The sequence below is a fragment of the Lentzea sp. NPDC004782 genome, from assembly GCF_040609115.1.
Classification (GTDB): domain Bacteria; phylum Actinomycetota; class Actinomycetes; order Mycobacteriales; family Pseudonocardiaceae; genus Lentzea.
On the sequence record NZ_JBEXJN010000104.1, the window covers coordinates 1 to 18,009 of the forward strand.

Annotated in this window: 13 protein-coding genes; 9 read left to right on the top strand and 4 right to left on the bottom strand. The window is 71.2% G+C overall.

Features of this window, described 5'->3' with window-relative positions:
- The first annotated feature begins 181 nt into the window (after positions 1–181).
- Together ABZV40_RS44355 and ABZV40_RS44360 are read left to right on the top strand one after the other, a co-directional pair.
- Complete coding sequence (locus ABZV40_RS44355) at positions 182–3,271, top strand: PA14 domain-containing protein (RefSeq protein ID WP_355455981.1); 3,090 nt, start codon at positions 182–184, stop codon at positions 3,269–3,271.
- Between the two features lie 57 nt (positions 3,272–3,328).
- A complete protein-coding gene (locus ABZV40_RS44360; RefSeq protein WP_355455983.1) occupies positions 3,329–4,213 on the top strand; it encodes an NYN domain-containing protein in 885 nt (294 codons plus the stop codon).
- Here ABZV40_RS44360 and ABZV40_RS44365 read toward each other — a convergent pair.
- The gene (locus ABZV40_RS44365) at positions 4,173–6,365 is read right to left on the bottom strand and encodes a tetratricopeptide repeat protein (RefSeq protein ID WP_355455985.1); all 2,193 of its coding nucleotides are present in this window, start codon (positions 6,363–6,365) and stop codon (positions 4,173–4,175) included. The genes ABZV40_RS44360 and ABZV40_RS44365 overlap by 41 nt on opposite strands.
- A 183-nt stretch (positions 6,366–6,548) precedes the next feature.
- Between ABZV40_RS44365 and mptB the strand changes: the two genes are divergently transcribed.
- The 4 genes from mptB to galK all read left to right on the top strand — a co-directional run bounded on the left by mptB (position 6,549) and on the right by galK (position 11,680).
- A complete protein-coding gene (gene mptB, locus ABZV40_RS44370; protein ID WP_355455987.1) occupies positions 6,549–8,048 on the top strand; it encodes a polyprenol phosphomannose-dependent alpha 1,6 mannosyltransferase MptB in 1,500 nt (499 codons plus the stop codon).
- Positions 8,041–9,237 (top strand): mannosyltransferase, encoded by a 1,197-nt coding sequence (locus tag ABZV40_RS44375; protein ID WP_355455988.1) that lies wholly within the window; start codon positions 8,041–8,043, stop codon positions 9,235–9,237. Before mptB ends, ABZV40_RS44375 begins: the two co-directional genes overlap by 8 nt.
- Positions 9,234–10,469 (top strand): glycosyltransferase 87 family protein, encoded by a 1,236-nt coding sequence (locus ABZV40_RS44380; RefSeq protein WP_355455990.1) that lies wholly within the window; start codon positions 9,234–9,236, stop codon positions 10,467–10,469. The genes ABZV40_RS44375 and ABZV40_RS44380 overlap by 4 nt, the downstream gene beginning before the upstream one ends.
- A gap of 80 nt (positions 10,470–10,549) precedes the next feature.
- Positions 10,550–11,680: a galactokinase gene (galK, locus tag ABZV40_RS44385; RefSeq protein WP_355455992.1), complete on the top strand. Its 1,131-nt coding sequence runs from the start codon at positions 10,550–10,552 to the stop codon at positions 11,678–11,680.
- Here galK and ABZV40_RS44390 read toward each other — a convergent pair.
- Positions 11,640–12,206 (bottom strand): VanZ family protein, encoded by a 567-nt coding sequence (locus ABZV40_RS44390; RefSeq protein ID WP_355455994.1) that lies wholly within the window; start codon positions 12,204–12,206, stop codon positions 11,640–11,642. The two genes, galK and ABZV40_RS44390, sit on opposite strands and share 41 nt — an antisense overlap.
- 118 nt (positions 12,207–12,324) lie before the next feature.
- Positions 12,325–13,323: a GDSL-type esterase/lipase family protein gene (locus tag ABZV40_RS44395; protein ID WP_355455996.1), complete on the bottom strand. Its 999-nt coding sequence runs from the start codon at positions 13,321–13,323 to the stop codon at positions 12,325–12,327.
- A 137-nt stretch (positions 13,324–13,460) separates the two neighbouring features.
- Here ABZV40_RS44395 and ABZV40_RS44400 point away from each other — a divergent pair, with 137 nt between their 5' ends.
- The 3 genes from ABZV40_RS44400 (at position 13,461) to ABZV40_RS44410 (ending at position 17,238) form a co-directional block, all read left to right on the top strand.
- Positions 13,461–15,713 carry a M28 family peptidase gene (locus tag ABZV40_RS44400; RefSeq protein ID WP_355455998.1) on the top strand — a complete coding sequence of 751 codons (2,253 nt, stop codon included), beginning with the start codon at positions 13,461–13,463 and terminating at the stop codon, positions 15,711–15,713.
- Positions 15,714–15,884: 171 nt separating this feature from the next.
- A complete protein-coding gene (locus ABZV40_RS44405; RefSeq protein WP_355456000.1) occupies positions 15,885–16,736 on the top strand; it encodes a thermonuclease family protein in 852 nt (283 codons plus the stop codon).
- Entirely contained in the window at positions 16,726–17,238 is a 513-nt protein-coding gene (locus tag ABZV40_RS44410; protein ID WP_355456002.1) for a hypothetical protein, read from the top strand. Before ABZV40_RS44405 ends, ABZV40_RS44410 begins: the two co-directional genes overlap by 11 nt.
- A gap of 12 nt (positions 17,239–17,250) precedes the next feature.
- Here the strand turns inward: ABZV40_RS44410 and ABZV40_RS44415 are convergent, their stop codons facing one another.
- Positions 17,251–17,856 carry a response regulator transcription factor gene (locus ABZV40_RS44415; protein WP_355456004.1) on the bottom strand — a complete coding sequence of 202 codons (606 nt, stop codon included), beginning with the start codon at positions 17,854–17,856 and terminating at the stop codon, positions 17,251–17,253.
- Positions 17,857–18,009 lie beyond the last annotated feature (153 nt).

Consider the following 18,009-nt stretch of genomic DNA (forward strand, 5'->3'; position numbering starts at 1 on the left):
GGACAAAAGCGCCGTTCATCAAGCGACGTCGAGCTGATGGGCGCGCTCTCATGGGGTGCGGTGAACTTGTCCTGTTTGACATGGCCGATACCTCCGATCGGAGGTAGCTCGGCGTTCCGAGCCTGTGCCTGGATAGATGGGAGCGCTCTTACAACGTTGTAAAACGAAGGGGACCTCGCCGATGAGAAAACCCGCCTCCGCCCTCGTCGCGCTGCTGCTGGCGCTGGGCGTCGCGCCCGGCACACCACCCGCGGGCGCCGCCGAGCCCGTGCACGGCCTGAAGGGCGAGTACTTCAGCATGTCGGCGCCGGGTGCGCGGGACTTCGCGACGCTCGCGGGCACCGTGCTGGACGCCGAGGTGAACCACCCGGACCTGACCTCGGTGTTCGGTTTCCTGGCCGGCCGCACCGAGCACACCACGGCGCGCTGGACCGGCCGGATCGCGGTGCCGCGGACCGGCGACTACACGTTCCACGCCATCGGCGACAACGGTTTCCGGCTGTTCGTCGACGGGAACCCCGTGATCGACCACTGGGTCGGTGACTGGGACCGCGAGCAGACCAGCGCGCCGGTGTCGCTGACCGCCGGGCGCCAGTACGACTTCCGGCTGGAGATGTTCCAGGACACCGGTGGCGCCGACATGTTCCTGCGCTGGTCGAGCGCGTTCACTCCCAAGCAGATCGTGCCGGAGTCCGCGTTCACGCCGCCCGCGGACTTCCGGGTCGTCCCGCGCACCGCGCAGATCTCCGGCGACGGGCGGGTGCTGACGGCGGAGTTCGACGGCCGCGTCACCGGCGTCGCCGACCTGAAGGCGCACCTGAGGGTCGACGTGGACGCGACACCCATGCCGGTCGACCTGGTCACCGCGAACCGCGACCGCCTCACCGTCCGGCTGAGCGAGAAAGTGCTGAAGAGCCAACGGGTCCGGCTGTTCTACGACGGCGCGGGACAGCTCACCGCAGGAGGCACGAAGATCGAGAAGACCGCGCGCACAGTCTCGAACGGGTCGACGGAACGCCTCCGGACGCCGTGGGGTGAGAAGGCCGACCCGCGCAACCCGTTGCCGGAGTACCCGAGGCCGCAGCTGGAACGCGAGAAGTGGCTCAACCTCAACGGTCCGTGGGAGTTCGCGGGCGCGAAAGCCGGCCAGCAGCCGGTGTTCGGGCAACGGCTGCCGGAACGCGTGATCGTGCCGTTCCCGATCGAGTCGCAGCTGTCCGGGCTGGAACGGCACGAGGACCACATGTTCTACCGCCGCACGGTGACCGTGCCGCGCGACTGGTCCGGGCAACGGGTGAAGCTCAACTTCGGCGCGGTCGACCACGAGGCCAGGGTGTGGGTGAACGGCAAGCTGGTCGCCGAGCACTCCGGCGGCTACACGGCGTTCGGCGCGGACATCACGGATGCGCTCGAACGCGGTGGCGAGCAGGAGATCGTCGTCGCGGTCACCGACACGACCGGCCCGAACCAGCCGAAGGGCAAGCAGTCGCGCGATCCCGGCGGCATCTTCTACACGCCGTCGTCGGGCATCTGGCAGACCGTGTGGCTGGAACCGGTGCCGGACAAGGCGATCGACGAGCTCAAGATGACGCCGGACCTCGCCACGAGCTCGCTGTCGCTCACCGTCTCCTCCACCTCCAGCGCCACCGTCACGGCGGTCGCCAAGGACGCGCGGGGCAGGCAGGTCGGCACGGTTTCCGGTCCTGCCAACGAGAACCTGTCGCTCAAGGTTGCGGACCCGCACCTGTGGTCGCCGGACGACCCGTACCTGTACCAGCTGGAGATCAGGCTCGGCGCCGACAGGGTGAAGAGCTACTTCGGCATGCGGTCCATCGGCGTCGCGGACGTCGGCGGGCAGAAGAAGCTCACGCTCAACGGGCAACCGGTCTTCAGCCTCATGATGCTGGACCAGGGTTTCTTCCCGGACGGTCTGAACACCGCGCCGAGCGACGACGCGCTCGCGTTCGACCTCAAGGCGCAGAAGGACCTCGGCTTCAACTCCGTCCGCAAGCACATCAAGGGCGAACCGGCCCGCTGGTACTACCACGCGGACCGGCTGGGACTGCTGGTGTGGCAGGACTTCGTGTCCGTCGAGGACGGTGACGACCCCGTGTCACAACAGGCGTTCCTCAGTGAGAACCGCGAGATGATGAAGCAGCTGCACAACTCGCCGTCGATCTTCGCCTGGATCGTGTTCAACGAGGGCTGGGGTGAGTGGGACCGCACCGTCACCGGCCGGATCACCGAGGAGGTCAAGTCCGCCGACCCGAGCCGGGTCGTCAACGCGCACAGCGGCGTGAACTGCTGTGCCTCCAAGGGCGACTCCGGCAAGGGCGACGTGATCGACCACCACGACTACAACAACACCGACCCGGCCCGCCCGGACGGCCGGCGTGTGGTGATGGACGGCGAGCACGGCGGCTTCACGCTGCGCACGCCGGGACACCAGTGGCCGGGCGCGCCGGCGAACATCTACAGCGGTGTGGCGGACAAGGCGGCGCTGACCGCGAAGTACGTCGACAACACCCGCACGTTCTACCTCGGCCAGGCGCGCGCAGAGCTGTCCGCGTCGGTCTACACGCAGGTCACCGACCTGGAGAACGAGCTCAACGGGTTCTGGACCTACGACCGCAAGCGCATCAAGGTCGATCCCGGCCCGGTCCGCGAGATCAACCGCCGCGTCATCGAGGCCGGGGCGAACGCGGGCAAGCCGTACCCGTACGCGGGACGCGGCGAGTGGAAGCTCGACGAGACCGGGGGAGCGGTGGCGAAGGACTCCAGCGGCGGCGGCAACCCGCTGCGGCTCAGCCCGACCGGCGCGAAGTGGGCCAACGGCGCACTGGAGCTCAACAACGGCTCAGCCGAGACCTACGGCCCGGTCGTCGACACCACCGGCGACTACGCGGTGTCGGCACGGGTGCGGCTGGACGAGCTGCCCGGCAACTACGCCACGGCGGTGAGCCAGGACGGCCGGGAGCGGGAGAACCCCTTCTACCTGCAGTACGGGCAGGGCGCGTTCGCGTTCAGCACACCCGGCGGCAACCGGGCGCGGTACGAGATCACACCGGAGCTCGGCCGCTGGTACGAGCTGAGGGGAGAGCGCAGAGGCGGCGAGATCCGGCTCTACCTCGACGGTGCACTGGTCGCGACCGCACCGGCCGGGCCGGCGATCGTCAGCACCGGCGGCCTCGCGGTGGGCCGGGCCAAGTTCGGCGGCCAGAACGCCGACTTCTGGCACGGTGCCGTCGCGGACGTGCGGGTCAGCTCCTGATGGCGGTGGGGACCGCGGTGCCTGCCGCGGTCCCGCCCGGCAGGTAATGTCCGTTCGATGGGGAAGATCGTCCGCATCGGCGTGTTCTACGACGGCACGTGGTTCGCGTACCTCAGCGACTTCTACGCGACCGCGCACCCGCGGGCCGCGCGGATCGCGCTGGACGGTCTGCACGACGCGCTGCGCTGGTTCGTCCACACCGAGACCGGACGCCCGCTCGACGAGTGCGTGGTCGCCGAGGCGCACTACGTCCGCGGCCGCATCGACACCCCGGCCGCCTCCTTCGACGCCGCGCTGGCCGCCGCCGGCATCACCCGCCACGACCTGCCGCTGCACGGCGGCAAGGAGAAGGGGGTCGACGTCCAGCTGGCGCTGGAGGCGTGGGACCGGGCGACCACCGTGCCGTTGGAGTGGGTCGTGCTGCTCACCGGCGACGCCGACTTCGCGCCGCTCGTCGCCAGGCTGACCGCGCGAGGCGTGCACGTGATCGTGCCGGTGGTCGACGTGCGGACGATCGACCGCGCGCCCTCGTGGACCCCGCGCACGGCCGCGCCGCTGCGGGCCGCGACGCCGTTCACCCCCGGGTTCGACGCCCTGTTCGCGCCCTCCGACCTGCCGGAACACCCGTTGCGGAGCCCGTTCGTGCGGTCCTCCCAGGCGGTCGCCTCACCCGTGGGCGCGCCTCGCGGCCGTCGGCGCGGCACGGTGGCGACGTGGCGGTCGGGGGAGTCGCACGGGTTCATCACGGACACGCGTGGCGGGTCCTGGTTCGTCTCGCGCGACGACCTGCCCGAGGGACTGACGCTGCTGCTGGCGGGCACGCCGGTTTCGTTCACCGGGTCGCCGGTGCCGGTGCCGGGCCGGAAGTACCCGCGCGCGCAGCTGGTCCGCCTCGACGACGTCACGCCCGGCGCAGCAGCGCGCGGGCCTTCTGCTCCCTGACCGGGTCGCCGTAGCGGGGGATCAGCGCGAGCGCGCCGGTCAGGACCTCGCGGGCGGCGTCGGGTCGGCCTGCGGCCAGCAGGGTTTCGCCCAGGTCGATCAGTGTGTTGACCTCACTCGGCGTGTCGGCGATCCGGCGCCACTGCTCGGCGCTGCGCTTCAGGCTCGCGATGGCGTCCGTGAGCCGTCCATCGGCCCGTTGCGCGAGGCCGAGCACCACCAGGGCGTACGCCATGCCGTGCGCGTCGTCCATCGGTTCGAAGATCGCGATGGCGTCGGCGAGATGACGCTGCTGGGTGACGCGATCGCCGATCAGGCCGTGGATCTCGGCCAGGTTGACGAGCGTCAAGCCGCGCGACCGGCCCTGGTGCGCCAGCGCGAGCGCCCGTTCGCCGTACCCGATCGCCCGGTCGAACGCCCCGCTCAACCGGTGCACGTAACAGGCGTTGTTCAACGCCCTGCCGGTCATCGCCTCGTCGCCGAGCGCTTCGAACACGGCGACGCTGTCCTCGACGTGCCGCAGCGCGGCGGAGAAGTCGCCGCCACCGCGCTGGGCGAGCTCCGCCTCCGCCACGGCGAGGTCGAGCAGCAGGCACGCGCGCCTCAGGTCGTCGCCGGGCTCGCGCAGTGCGGCCTCGCACACGTCCCGCCAGTCCCGCCACAGCCCCTGCGTGCGGTAGAACTCGAACAACCCCAACGCGAGGCTCACGACCGGCGCGCCCGAACCGGCCTGGTGCACCGCCGCGAGCAGGTGGGGCCGTTGGCCGTCCAGCCACCTGAACGCGGTGTCGGCGTCGGTGAACTCCGGCGCGGGACGAGGGGCCGGTGCCAGGGCGTGGACCGGGGAACCGGGGTTGGCCAGCGCGAGGCTCTGCCACGCGACGGCCCCGTACAGCTCCAGCAGGCGGGTCAGCGCCGCTGACCGCGCGGTCTCGTCCGCCAGACCGGCGCCGTACACGCGCAGCAGGTCGTGCAGCCGGTAGCGACCGGGCGCTGCCGCCTCCAGCAGGCACGCGCCGGTCAGCCGTTCGAGCAGCCGTTCGGTCTCCTCCTCGTCGTGGTCGAGCACGCGTGCCGCCGCAGTGACGGACAGGTCCGGCACGTCGGGCCACGCCAGCAGTGCGTACGCCGCGGCGTCGCCGGCCGCCAGCAGGTCGATCGACAACGCGAAACAGGCCTGCACGCCGCACTCGTCCTCGTCGAGCACGTCCAGCCGCCGTTCCGCGTCGGCCAGCCGTTCCGCGAGGTGCGCCACGGGCCACGCGGGCCGGGCCGCGAGACGTGCCCCGGCCAGCCGCACCGCCAGCGGCAGTCCGCCGCAACGCCGCACCACTTCCGCGGCCGCTTCCGGTTCGTCCACCACCCGCGGTGCGCTCGCCGCCAGCAACGCGAGCGCGTCCGGCTCGGCCAGCACGTCCAGGTGCACCTGCCGGGCGTGCTGAACGGCGAGCAACGCCCGGCGGCTGGTGATGATCGCCGCCGCACCGGACGTGCCCGGCAGCAACGGCGTGACCTGCTCGGAGTCGGCGGCGTTGTCGAGCACCAGCAGGATCCGCCGACCGGCGAGCTCCGTGCGCAACCGCGCGGCGGCCTCCGCGACCGAACCGGGCACGTCCTCGCCCGGCACGCCGAGCGCGCGCAGGAACAGCCCGAGGGCCGCCAGCGGTGGCACCGGCTCGCGCGCCCCGTGCCCCTGCAGGTCGACGTAGAGCTGACCGTCCGGGAAATCCGCGGCGACCAGATGACCCGCGTGCACGGCCAGCGAGGTCTTGCCGACCCCGCCCATGCCGGTGATCGCGACCAGACCGGCCGTGGCGCGGTCCCGCACGATTCCCGCGACGAGCTCCGTCTGGTCCGACCTGCCGGTGAAGTGCTCGATGTCGGCGGGCAGCTGTCTGGGTGCCGGCGTCCGGCTCTGCCGAGGCCGGCCCCTGCGTGATCCGGCGCGGACGAACTCCTCGCGCTCGGATTCCGTCAGGCCGAGTGCCGCGACCAGCAGATCCATCGTGGCGGCCTGCGGAAAACGGCGGTCACCGCGTTCCAGCGCGCCGATGGCCTGTTCGCTGAGCCGGGCTTTCTCCGCCAGTGCCTGCTGGGTCAGTCCCAGCGCGGCCCGATGGCCGCGCAGCAGTTCGCCGAACGTGCGATCCATACCGATTCCCCCTGGCCCCGGGCTGGAGTCTATCGGCGGGCCGGCCGGTGGAAGTACCGGCAGAAGTTGTGCGTGAATCCTGCCGCCGTTTCTTCCTGGATCGCGGCACCGCCGTCTGATTGCATCGGGAAAGCCGGTTCCGGTGTGCATCCGTGGTGCGTGTTCAAGAGGGTGGATCCAGTTGTGAACGGATGGCTGGGCCTGCTCCGGCGAATTCCGCGACGAATGCTGTGGCCCGGTGTCGTGGGCGCCACGATGCTCACGGCCGGCGGTCTGGGGGCCGGTGCGACCGTCCGCAGGGACCCGCTGCTCAGCGGCACGGTGCTGAACGCGATCAGGTACGGCCACGGCCACGACCTGGCGTTCATGGTCCTGTTCGCCGGGCTGGGGCTCATGGTGCTGTCGTGGGTGCGGCTCGGGCGCCTGGTGCTCACGGGTTCCGCCGGTGGCCGCACGGTCGCAGTGGCGGCGGCGGCGTGGACCGCGCCGCTGGTCATCGCGCCGCCGCTGTACAGCAGGGACGTCTACAGCTACCTCGCGCAGGGCGCGGTGGCGTTGCGCGGGTTCGACCCGTACGCGCGCGGTGCGTCCGTTTTGGACCTTCCGCTGCGGGGCAACGTGGCGGGGCTGTGGCAGGAGGCGCCGTCGCCGTACGGTCCGCTGTTCCTGTTGCTGGGCAAGGTGACCGTCTTCCTCACCGGTGACAACGTCATCCTCGGCGCGATCTTCATGCGGGTCGCGGTGCTGGCCGGACTGGCGCTGCTGACGTGGGCGATCCCCCGGCTGACCCGGCACCTCGGCGGGCGCGCCAACGTCGCGTTGTGGCTCGCGGTCGCGAATCCGCTGGTGCTGGCGCTGGGCATCGGGGGCGTGCACAACGACATCCTCATGGTCGGGCTGATGGCCGTGGGCGTGCTGCACGTGCTGGAACACAAGCACCTTCGGGGGTTCGCCTTCCTCGCGCTGGCCACGGCGGTGAAAGCGACCGCGTTCCTGGTCGTGCCGTTCCTCGTCTGGGTGTGGGCCGCGCGGCTCACCGGGCCGGCACGGCATCGCTTCCTGATGTCGGCCGGTGCCGGTGGCGCGGTGTTCGTCGCCGCCTTCGCCGCGGCCACCGCCGCCGCGGGCGTCGGCCTCGGCTGGATCGGCGTGCTGAAGTCGCAGACTCCCTTGCTGACGTGGATGTCGTTGCCCTGCGCCGCGGCGGAAATCCTCTTCTACTCGATCGGCACGCACGTTCCCGGGTGGACCCGCGAAGGCTTCCTCGGGTTCTTCCGCGCGGCCGGTGTCGTCGTGCTCGCCGGGGTTCTCGTGCGGCAGTGGTGGCTCGCGCGCGAAGGCGGGGTGGACGCGGTCCGCCGCGCGGCCCTCGCCCTGCTCGCGGCGTCGCTGCTCGCCCCGTCCGTGCTGCCCTGGTACTTCACCTGGTCGCTCGCCCTGGCGGCCGCGTTCGCCTGGAAGGAGCGCTGGATCGCCGTCCTGGCCGGGGTTTCGGTGTGGATGGTGTTGGTCACGTTGCCGGACGGCACGATCGTCTGGCGCTGGACCTACGACAACATGAACCCGTGGGTGTGGTGGCCGTACCTGGCCGCCACGGTGGCGGCCGGGGTGTGGGTCGGACGGTCGCTGCTGCAGTCGCCGCCCGTCCAGGCCCCGCAACTGGTGGGAGGCACCGGTGGTTGAGCTCGAGAACCGGGTGCTGAGGTTCGCGCCGCTGGTGCTGTGCCTGTCCCTGGGCAGCTACGCGTGGACGCTGGGCAACCCGGCGGACTGGGGCATGATCGACCTCAAGGTCTACTGGAGCCTCGCGCCGAACGTCCTCACCGACCGGCTCTACGACATCAACCTGCCGTTCACGGCCGACTTCCCGTTGCCGTTCACCTATCCGCCGTTCGCGGCGCTGGTGTTCCTGCCCCTCTCGGCGCTGCCGTGGCTCGCCGCGCGGATCGTCTGGCAGGTGCTGTCGCTGGTCTGCCTGTGGTGGCTGGTGCGGACGGCGCTGAAGCTGCTGGCCGCCGGGGCGGGGGAGCCGTACGACCTCAGGTGGTCGCGCCGGGCGTTGCTGTGGACCGCGATTGCGCTGTGGTGCGAGCCGGTGCGCAAGACCCTCGACTTCGGACAGATCAACCTCGTGCTGGTCGCCGGCGTGTTCGCGGCGATGGTGGCGACGCGGCAGTCGGTGGCGGGGCTCGGTGTCGGTGCCGGTGCCGGGCTGAAGCTGACGCCGGGCATCTCCGTGCTGTACTTCCTGGCCACGCGCAGGTTCACCGCGGCGGCGTGGTCGGCGGCGGGCTTCGCGATCACCGTCGCGCTGGGTTTCCTGGTGTCTGCTTCGGACTCGTGGCGGTACTGGTTCGAGCTGCTCGGCGCGGCCGACCGGGTCGGGCCGGTGGGGTCGGCGATCAACCAGTCGTTGCGCGGCGCGTTGTCGCGTTCACTCGGATTTGACGTCCAGGCGTCGTGGCCGTGGTTGCTCGCGGTCGCGGTGTCCGGGGTGCTGACGTGGCTCGCGTTGCGCGCGGCGGTGCGGGCGGGTGACGAGCTGGCAGCCGTGGTCGCCGTGCAGCTGTTCGGGTTGCTGGTCTCGCCGATCTCGTGGAGCCACCACTGGCTGTGGATCATCCCGCTGGTGCTCTGGACCGCTTACGGCGCAAGACGGCCGGGCCGGATCGCACTCGGCGTGGCCTGGGTGGTCGTGACCGGCTCCGACGTGATCACGTTCCTGATCCACCAGCAACCGTCCATCTGGGAGATTCCGAGGCCGTGGCCGCTCGCCGCGCTCGGCTGGGTGTACCCGGCCCTCGGAATGCTCACCCTGGCGGTGATGCCCCGGCTGCTGCACGCGGCACAACGTTCGGAGGTCGCGCTGTGAAGCTGGAACGACGGTTGCTCGCCATCGCCCCGTGGCTGCTGGTGATCTCCGCGGTGGCGCGCACGTGGATCATCGTCACCGGCTTCGGCAACGAGTCGATCGACCTGTACGTGTACTGGTCGCTGGCCCCGCACGTGCTCGACGGCGACCTGTACCAGGTGGTCTCGCCGCATTCGCCGCCGGACTTCCCGCTGCCGTTCACCTACCCGCCGTTCGGGGCGCTGGTGTTCTTGCCGATGACCTGGATGTCCTGGGGTCTCGCGCAGTGGAGCTTCCGCCTGCTGTCGGTGCTGTGCCTGTACTGGATGGTGCGGGTGGCGTTGCGGCTGGTCGCGGGCGAGGCCTGGGCGACCGGCGCGCGGCTGTGGCGGCAGCGGGCGATCCTGTGGACCGCGGTGCTGCTGTGGATGATGCCGGTCTTCCACACGTTCGAGTTCGGCCAGATCAACCTGGTGCTGGCGGCGGCCGTGCTCGCCGCGATGGTGGCGCGCGACCAGCGGACCGCCGGTGCCGGCCTCGGCCTGACGGCGGGCGTGAAGCTCGTCCCGGCGATCTCCGGCCTGTACTTCCTCGCCTCCCGGCGGTGGGCGGCCGCGGGCTGGTCGGTGGCCGCGTTCGCCGCCACCGCCGGGCTCGGCTTCCTGGTGGACTTCGACCAGGCCAGGAAGTACTGGTTCGAGCTGCTGGGCGACGCGGACCGGGTCGGCCCGATCGCGACCGCGCACAACCAGTCGTTGCGCGGGGCGCTGTCCCGCTCGCTCGGGCACGACGTGGGCCTGTCCTGGCCGTGGCTGGTCGCGGCGGCCATCTCGGTGGTGCTGGCGCTGTTCGCCCTGCGTGCTGCCGTGCGGGCGGGTGACGCGTTGATCGGCGTGCTGGCCGTGCAGTTCCTCGGGCTGTTGCTGTCGCCGATCTCGTGGGACCACCACTGGGTGTGGGTGGCGCCGCTGCTGGTGTGGCTGGTGCACGCGCGCATTGCACCGTGGGCGCGCAACACCCTGCTCGCGTTGTGGTGTCCGGTCATGTTCTGGGACGTGATCGCGTTCCAGCTGGACCGGCAGCCGACGATCTGGACGATCAGCCGTCCTGGCTGGTTGTCGGCCCTCGGCTGGGTCTACCCGGCGTTCGCGCTGGTGACGCTGGTGGTGATCGCGGTGGCGCGCAACGGTGCGCACGAGGTGGCCGAACTGGCGGACCGCGACGAGCGCGAACTGACTACTCAACGCCTTTAATCAAGAACCAACATTGTCAAAAGGTGGTCGTCCCGGCATCCTCACCGTCGGCAAGCTACGACGGCGTCGGATCGGGCGGTATGAACTCAACAGGATCGAACAACGCGGCTGAGGCTTTCCAGCGTCTGCACGGAGTCGCGCCAACGGGCGTGTGGTCGGCGCCCGGCCGGGTCAACCTCATCGGTGAGCACACCGACTACAACGACGGGTTCGTGCTGCCGTTCGCGATCCCGCAACGGACGTGGGTCGCCGCCGCACCGCGCGAGGACGGCGTGCTCACGCTGGCGAGCGGCTCGGCGACGGCCCCGCCGCTGCGGCTCGCCGACCTGGAACCGGGAAGCCCGCGGGACTGGACGGCGTACCCCGCCGGTGTCGCGTGGGTGTTGCGGCAGCAGGGCATCACCGGCGGCGCCGACCTGGTGATCACCGGCGACGTGCCGCACGGGTCCGGTCTGTCGTCGTCGCACTCGCTGGAGGTCGCCACCGCGCTCGCGTTGCTCGGCCTGGCGGAGCGGGAGGCGTCCACGAGCGACGTCGCCAAGTGGGTGCAGCAGGCCGAGAACGACTTCGTCGGCGCCCCGACCGGACTGCTCGACCAGACCGCGTCGCTGTGCTGCACCGAGGCGCACGTGCTGTTCCTGGACGTGCGGACGGGACGGCAGGAGCAGGTGCCGTTCGACGCCGCCCGGCACGGCCTGGAGGTGCTCGTGATCGACACGCGGGTCAGCCACTCGCTGGTCGAGTCGGGGTACGCCGAACGCCGTGCGGGCTGCGAGGAGGCCGCACGGCTGCGGAACGTCCCGGCGGTGCGCGACCTCGACACCGAGGCCGGGCTGCCGGAACGGTTGCAGCCGCTCGTGCGGCACGTGGTCACCGAGAACGCGCGGGTGCTGAAAACCGTTGAGCTGCTTCGGCAAGACCGGTACGAGGAGATCGGGCCGCTGCTGAGCGCCTCGCACGCGAGCCTGCGGGACGACTACCGGGTGTCGTGCGCCGAGCTCGACGTGGCCGCGCAGGCCGCCGAGGACGCCGGTGCGCTGGGTGCGCGGATGATCGGCGGCGGGTTCGGCGGCTCCGCGATCGCGCTGGTACCGGCCCGGATCCGTGCGGACGTCGAGCGGTGCGTGGCAGAAGCCTTTGCGCGGCACGGGTTCGCCGCGCCGCGCATGTTCACCGCGGTCCCAGCCGCTGGAGCCGGTCGGGACCGGTGAGCGCGGACGGTGCCGGGCTGCGCCACCAGCGGTACGACAGGAGCGCGGCCAGCCCGGCACCGGTGGTGTTGAGCAGCACGTCGTCCACAGAGGACACCCGGTCCAGCAGCAGCACGTACTGCAGGACCTCGATCAGGGTCGAGCAGGCCGCCGCGAGCGCCACGACCCGGCCCAGTGACGCGAGCACCGGGAACCGCAGCGGGGCGAAGAACCCCAGCGCCGCGAAGAGCAGCAGGTTGCCGATGATCTGGCCGCGGTCCATCGTGACCAGGTCGGTGAACGGCACCAGGATGACGGTGCCGTGTGCTTCCCGCTCGCCCGGCAACAGGGTCAGCGGCACCCACGGCACGGTTCCGTAGATCAGGCCGACCTCGGCCAGCGTCGTTCGCCAGGGTGCCGGAACGCCGCGCATCCTGCGGCGCCGGCCGAGCAGTCCGGCGGCCAGCGCGGCCGCCGGCAGCGACAGCACCGAGAGCGCGACCACACCGGTCTCGGTACCGACCCATTCTTGCCACGTGTCAAGCATGCGCCCAGTCAAGTCGCGCGCCGGTTGCCACGGCGTATCCGGTTTTCGATATGCCCACGATACTTCGTTGTCTCCATAGTTTCAGTGTTGACTAAAAGAAATGCGGTGGCATGGGTGCTCAGCGGACCGACCAACGCTGGTCGCCCGTGCCTCGACAGCCGGCGAACCGGCTGACCGCGTCCAGGCACCCGCCGGACCCGGCGACGACCGAACCGTCGGGGGAGAAGGAGAAGCGCTGTCCGGGCGACCCGTCGCACGCCCGGACGGCGGCTGCCGAGGCGTCGAGGCACCGCCCGTCCGAAGCACGCAGTTCACCGGCGGCGGTGCGCACCCACGTCTGGCTCGGCCGGCCGTCGCAGTCGGCGACCCGGCCGAAGTCCAGGCACCGCAGGGATCGCGGGTTCGCCAGCACGGCGGGCGCGTCGACCGGAGGGGCGAGCAGGGGAGTGAGGCTGTCCGGCACCGACTCCAGCGCGGCCGCCCAGCGGTCCGCCATCGTGGCGTAGCCGGCCGAGGTCGGGTGCACGCCGTCCTCCAGGTCGGCCGGGGAGAACCCGGAATGCATGTCGACGAGGTGGGTTCGCGGCCCTCGTTGTGCCACGACCGCGGGAAGAGCCGCGTTGAACGCGCGGACGCGCCCCTCCAGCACGGCGTCGTCGGGGATCGGGGTGATCTGGGCGACGAACACCTCGGCGAGCGGAGCGAGGGAGCGGATCTTGTCGACCAACGCGCCGAGCCGGGCCGGGGCGGCGGCGACGTCGTGGTTCTGGTTGAGGTCGTTGGTGCCCGCGTGCAGCAGCACGGTCCTGGGGCGGGCCAAGCGGATCCACGTGACGATGCCCGCGTCGAGCTGGTCGATGCGCCAGCCGGGGTGGCCCTCGTGGTCGTGGTCGCCGAGACCGGCCGGCCCGCTGGAGGCGGAACCGACGAAGTCCACGTCGTGCCCGGACAGGCGTTGCCACAACCCGGTCCGGTAGCCGCCCGGTTCGGTGAACCCGTCGGTGATCGAGTCGCCCAGCGGCAGCACGCGCACGCCGCCGCTGGACTCGGTGCGCGCCGGGCTGGTCAGCACGACCAGTCCGAGCGCCAGGACTACACCGATCCGCCAGAACCTCACGCGCCAGGAGTACGTGGTGCGCGGGAGATCGTCAACGGTGAGGGCGACCCTCCGAACGGCCCGGTGTCCTGCGGGTTCGTCGCCATTACGTTGGCTTTACCCTGCGAAACCCCGGCAATCCTGCGAAGGAGCCCCAGGTGCGAAGAAGATCCCTGCTCTCGACCGCACTGGCGACGGTGGTCGCCGCGGCGGCGCTGGTCGTCCCCGCGGCCGCCGCCCCGCTCGCCGGATGTTCCGGCACCAACGACACGGACGTCGCGATCGGCGACAACACCACGGTGGAGTCGTCGATCACCATCTCCGGCTGCGCGTCGGCCCCGTCCGCCACGAGCACGGTGCCGGTGAACATCGTGCACACCTACATCGGTGACCTCCTGGTGGAGCTGGTGGCCCCGGACGGCACCGCCTACCCGTTGCACAACCGTTCCGGCGGTTCGTCGGACAACATCAACCAGACCTACACCGTCGACCTGTCGAGCGAGACGTCCAACGGCACGTGGAAGTTGCGGGTCAACGACAACGCGGCCAACGACGTCGGCCGGATCGACTCGTGGTCGCTGAACCTCGGTGGCACGCCCGCCGACGACTTCTCCGTCGCCGTGTCACCGGCTTCCGGTTCGGTGGCGCCGGGTTCGGCGGCGACGGCGACCGTGCAGACGCGGACCACCGGCGGGCAGACCCAGTCCGTCGCGCTGACCGCGAGCGGGCTGCCGTCCGGTGCGACGGCGTCGTTCGCCCCGGCCTCGGTCACGACCGGTGCGAGCTCGACGCTGACGATCTCCACCAGCGCGTCCACCCCGGTCGGCACCTACCCCGTGACGGTGCAGGCCGCGGGCAGCACGACGAAGACCGCGACCTACACCCTGACCGTCGGGACCGGCAGCCCGATTCCCGACATCGACGTGGCGGCGGTCAAGCAGCACCTGGCGCGGCTCAACGCGATCGCGACGCAGAACGGCGGCACCCGGCGTTCCACCACGGCCGGTTACCGGGCGTCGGTGGCCTACGTGAAGGACAAGCTCACCGCGGCCGGGTACGCGGTGACCGAGCAGGCCTGCACGTCCGGGTGCACCACGGGCGCCGGTCCGAACGTGATCGCCGAGTGGCCGGGCGGCAACGCGAACAACGTCTACATGTTCGGCGCCCACCTCGACAGCGTGTCCGCCGGTCCGGGCATCAACGACAACGGCTCGGGTTCCGCGTCGCTGCTGGAGACCGCGCTCGTGCTCGCGCGGACGAACCCGGCCATGGTGAACAAGGTCCGCTTCGGCTGGTGGACCGACGAGGAGCAGGGCCTGCTCGGCTCGCGCTTCTACGTCTCGCAGCTGCCGGCGGCCGAGCGGCAGAAGATCAAGGCGTACTACAACTTCGACATGGTCGCCTCGGTCAACGGCGGCTACTTCATCAACAACATCAACAGCGCCCAGTCCGCGTTCATGAAGGCGTACTGGGACTCGCTGAACCTGCGGCCGGAGGAGAACACCGAGGGTCGCAACCGTTCCGACGACGCCTCCTTCACCAACGCGGGCATCCCGGCGTCCGGGTACGCGACGGGCGCCAGTGCCACCAAGACGTCGGCCCAGGCCGCCAAGTGGGGCGGGACGGCGGGCAGCGCGTTCGACCCGTGCTACCACCGCGCCTGCGACACCACGGCCAACATCAGCGACACCCACCTCGACCGCGCGATCGACGGCATCGCCTACACCCTGTGGAAGTCGGCGATCCTCGTCTCCGACTTCTCGGTCGCCGTGTCGCCCGCTTCCGGTTCGGTGACGGCCGGGTCGCCGGCGTCGGCCACCGTGCAGACGCAGACCGTGAGCGGCAACGCGGAGACCGTGCAGCTGTCGGTGTCCGGACTGCCTTCCGGCGCAACGGCTTCGTTCAGCCCGGCGACGGTGACGACCGGCGGCAGCTCCACGCTGACGATCAGCACCGCGGTGTCGGCGGCGAACGGCACCTACCCGGTCACGATCACCGCGGCCGGTTCGGTGACCCGCACCGCGACCTTCACCCTGACCGTCACGGGCGGTACCGGCAGCGGCTGCACCGGCACGAACCCGAACGACGTCGCCATCCCGGACGCGGGCGCCGCGGTGGACAGCGACGTCGTGATCTCCGGGTGCTCCGCGACGCCGTCGGCGAGCTCCGCGGTGGAGGTGCACATCGTGCACCCGTACATCGGTGACCTGACCGTGGCGCTGATCGCACCGGACGGCTCGTCGTACACCCTGCACAACCGCACGGGCGGCAGCGCGGACGACATCAACCAGACCTACACCGTCAACCTGTCCGGCGAGGCCGCCAACGGCACGTGGAAGCTGCGCGTGCGCGACCTGGCGGCGCAGGACGTCGGCACACTCGACAGCTGGACGCTCAACCTGACCCCGTAACGGCTCCGACCAGGCCGCGCACTCCTCCCGCAGGTGTGCGCGGCCGCAATCACAAGGCCCGTTCCGGTGAAACATCGGGCGAGAATGGATTGAACCTGCCCCGTTCTTGACGCTCCACTCAACAGCGACAACACTGCCTCGGCAACCGTTGTCCACACGCCAGGATCTCCATTGACGAGCCCAGCCGAGTCCGCCGCCCCGACGCCGAGTCCGGGGCCCGTCCGCCGTTTCTGGTGGGGCGCGAACCAGCGCGCGAGGATCGCCGTCCTGTGCCTCGGTGTGCTCACCGCGCTGGCCACCACCGGTGCGGCCGGGTTCCTGGGCGCCCCGCCCCCGCGGGAGCACGGGAACGCCGGACACGACACGGCCGTGCACCGGGGTGACTCGTTCGAGGTGACCGTCCACACGGTGTCCGATGTGGACGTGTTCGACGGTGTGGAAGCGGCCACCGGGCTGGTGTTCCACGCGCGGGTCGCGGGGGTGGGGCGGATCGCGGACTGCTGGCTGCCGCAGTCCCTCGCCACCGCGCAGACCCTGTTGCGGGACAAGACCGTGCGGCTCACCGTCAGGAAGGACGTCGACTCCGACAGCGACCGGATCGTGGTCGACGTGCGCCTGCCGGACGGTGCGGACTACGCGCAGACCATCGTGCACGACGGCATGGCACCGGCGGACCTCTCGTCGCGCGACGAGCTCGGGCCGGTCGAGTACGCGGCCCGGCAGGAGCAGCGCGGTCTGTGGGCGGCCGCCTGCACCCGGATCGAAGCGGCGGGCACGACGTCCAGTTCGCCGTCGTCCTCCAGCGAGGTTCCGGCCACCACGACGACCACGGCGCCACCGGTGTCCTCCGAACCTCCGCGGCCTCCGGAGGTGACCACGACGACGCCTGACGACTCGTGGACCAACCTCTGGCTGGGCAAGATGTGCTTGAAGGAGGGCGCGCGGAAGACCGGCCCGAACGGCCAGGAACTGGTCTGCGCCCGCAACGCCAAGGGGCAGCTGAGGTGGCGTCGTGCGGACTGAGGACGGCATCGACCTGTTCAGCACGCCGGTGGTGCTCGATCCGGAGCCCGGCCCGGAGGAGGGCACAGCGGAGGGCACGCGGCCGCGTGGCCTGACCGAGGGCGGCTGGGTGCGCACGACGGGCTGGCTCCAGGTCGGCGAGCACCCGGTGAGCTCGATCCACGTCGCCGCGCTGGTGGGCCTGCTGTGGGCGCTGGTCGCCGCGGCCGTGCTGGTCGGTGCGCACCCGGTGGCCGCGGGCGTGCTGGTGCTCGTGGTTCCGGTGCTGTGCGGCGGGTTCTGGTGGTTGCTGGTCACGCGGCTCAGGCCGGCCTCCGCGGCGCGCAACGTCGGCGTGAAACGCGCCGACGAGCTGGTGCCCGGCGACCTGGTGCGGCTGTACGGCTCGATCGGGCCGGTCGCTCAGGTGGCCGACGTGACGTCCGGCGTGGAGTTCCACGGCGGCCTGCGGCAGTCGTGGCCGGGGGACCGGCTGGTGCACGTCGCGGAGCTGCTCAGCTGACGGGTGCGCCGGTCACAGCCAGCCGCTGTCCTCGGCGACCTTGACCGCCTCGGCCCTGGTCCGCGCACCGGTCTTGCCGATCGCGGCGCTGAGGTGGTTGCGCACCGTGCCCTCGGACAGGTGCAGCGCCTTGGCCAGGTCGGACACCGTGCCGCCGTCCCTGGCGACGGCCAGCACGTCGCGTTCCCGGTCGGTCAGCGGGCTCTGTCCCGTCGCGAGCGACTCGGCCGCCAGCACGGGATCCACCACCCGCAACCCGGCGTGCACCCGCCGCACCGCGTCGACCAGCTGTTCCGGCGTGGCGTCCTTCACCACGAACCCGGCCGCGCCCGCCGCCATCGCCCGCGCCAGGTAGCCGGGCCGCCCGAACGTCGTGCACACGATCACCCGGCAGCTCGGCAGCACCTCGCGCAGCTCGGCGGCGGCGCTCAGACCGTCCTTGCCGGGCATCTGCACGTCGAGCAACGCGACGTCCGGGGTGGTGCGCCGGGCCGCGGCGACGACCTCGTCACCCGCGCTGACCTCGGCCACCACCTCGATGTCGGGCTCCAGTCCCAGCATCGCGGCGAACGCGCCCCGCACGAGCGCCTGGTCGTCCGCCAGCAACACCTTGATCACGCCGCCTCCTGCTCACCGGCCCCCGACATCACGACCTCGAGTCTTTCCATCTTGTTCCGCCCGGCCAAGCGCGACCCTTGCCGTGGATGAAGGGCGCCTTCATAACCCAAAAGTCGTATAAGGAGCCCCAACAGCACGACCCAAGAGCGCCAA

Coding starts and splice junctions, on each gene's coding strand:
- ABZV40_RS44355 (WP_355455981.1), top strand. CDS start 182: ATGAGAAAACCCGCCTCCGCCCTCGTCGCGCTGCTGCTGGCGCTGGGC.
- ABZV40_RS44360 (WP_355455983.1), top strand. CDS start 3,329: ATGGGGAAGATCGTCCGCATCGGCGTGTTCTACGACGGCACGTGGTTC.
- ABZV40_RS44365 (WP_355455985.1), bottom strand. CDS start 6,365: ATGGATCGCACGTTCGGCGAACTGCTGCGCGGCCATCGGGCCGCGCTG.
- galK (WP_355455992.1), top strand. CDS start 10,550: ATGAACTCAACAGGATCGAACAACGCGGCTGAGGCTTTCCAGCGTCTG.
- ABZV40_RS44390 (WP_355455994.1), bottom strand. CDS start 12,206: ATGCTTGACACGTGGCAAGAATGGGTCGGTACCGAGACCGGTGTGGTC.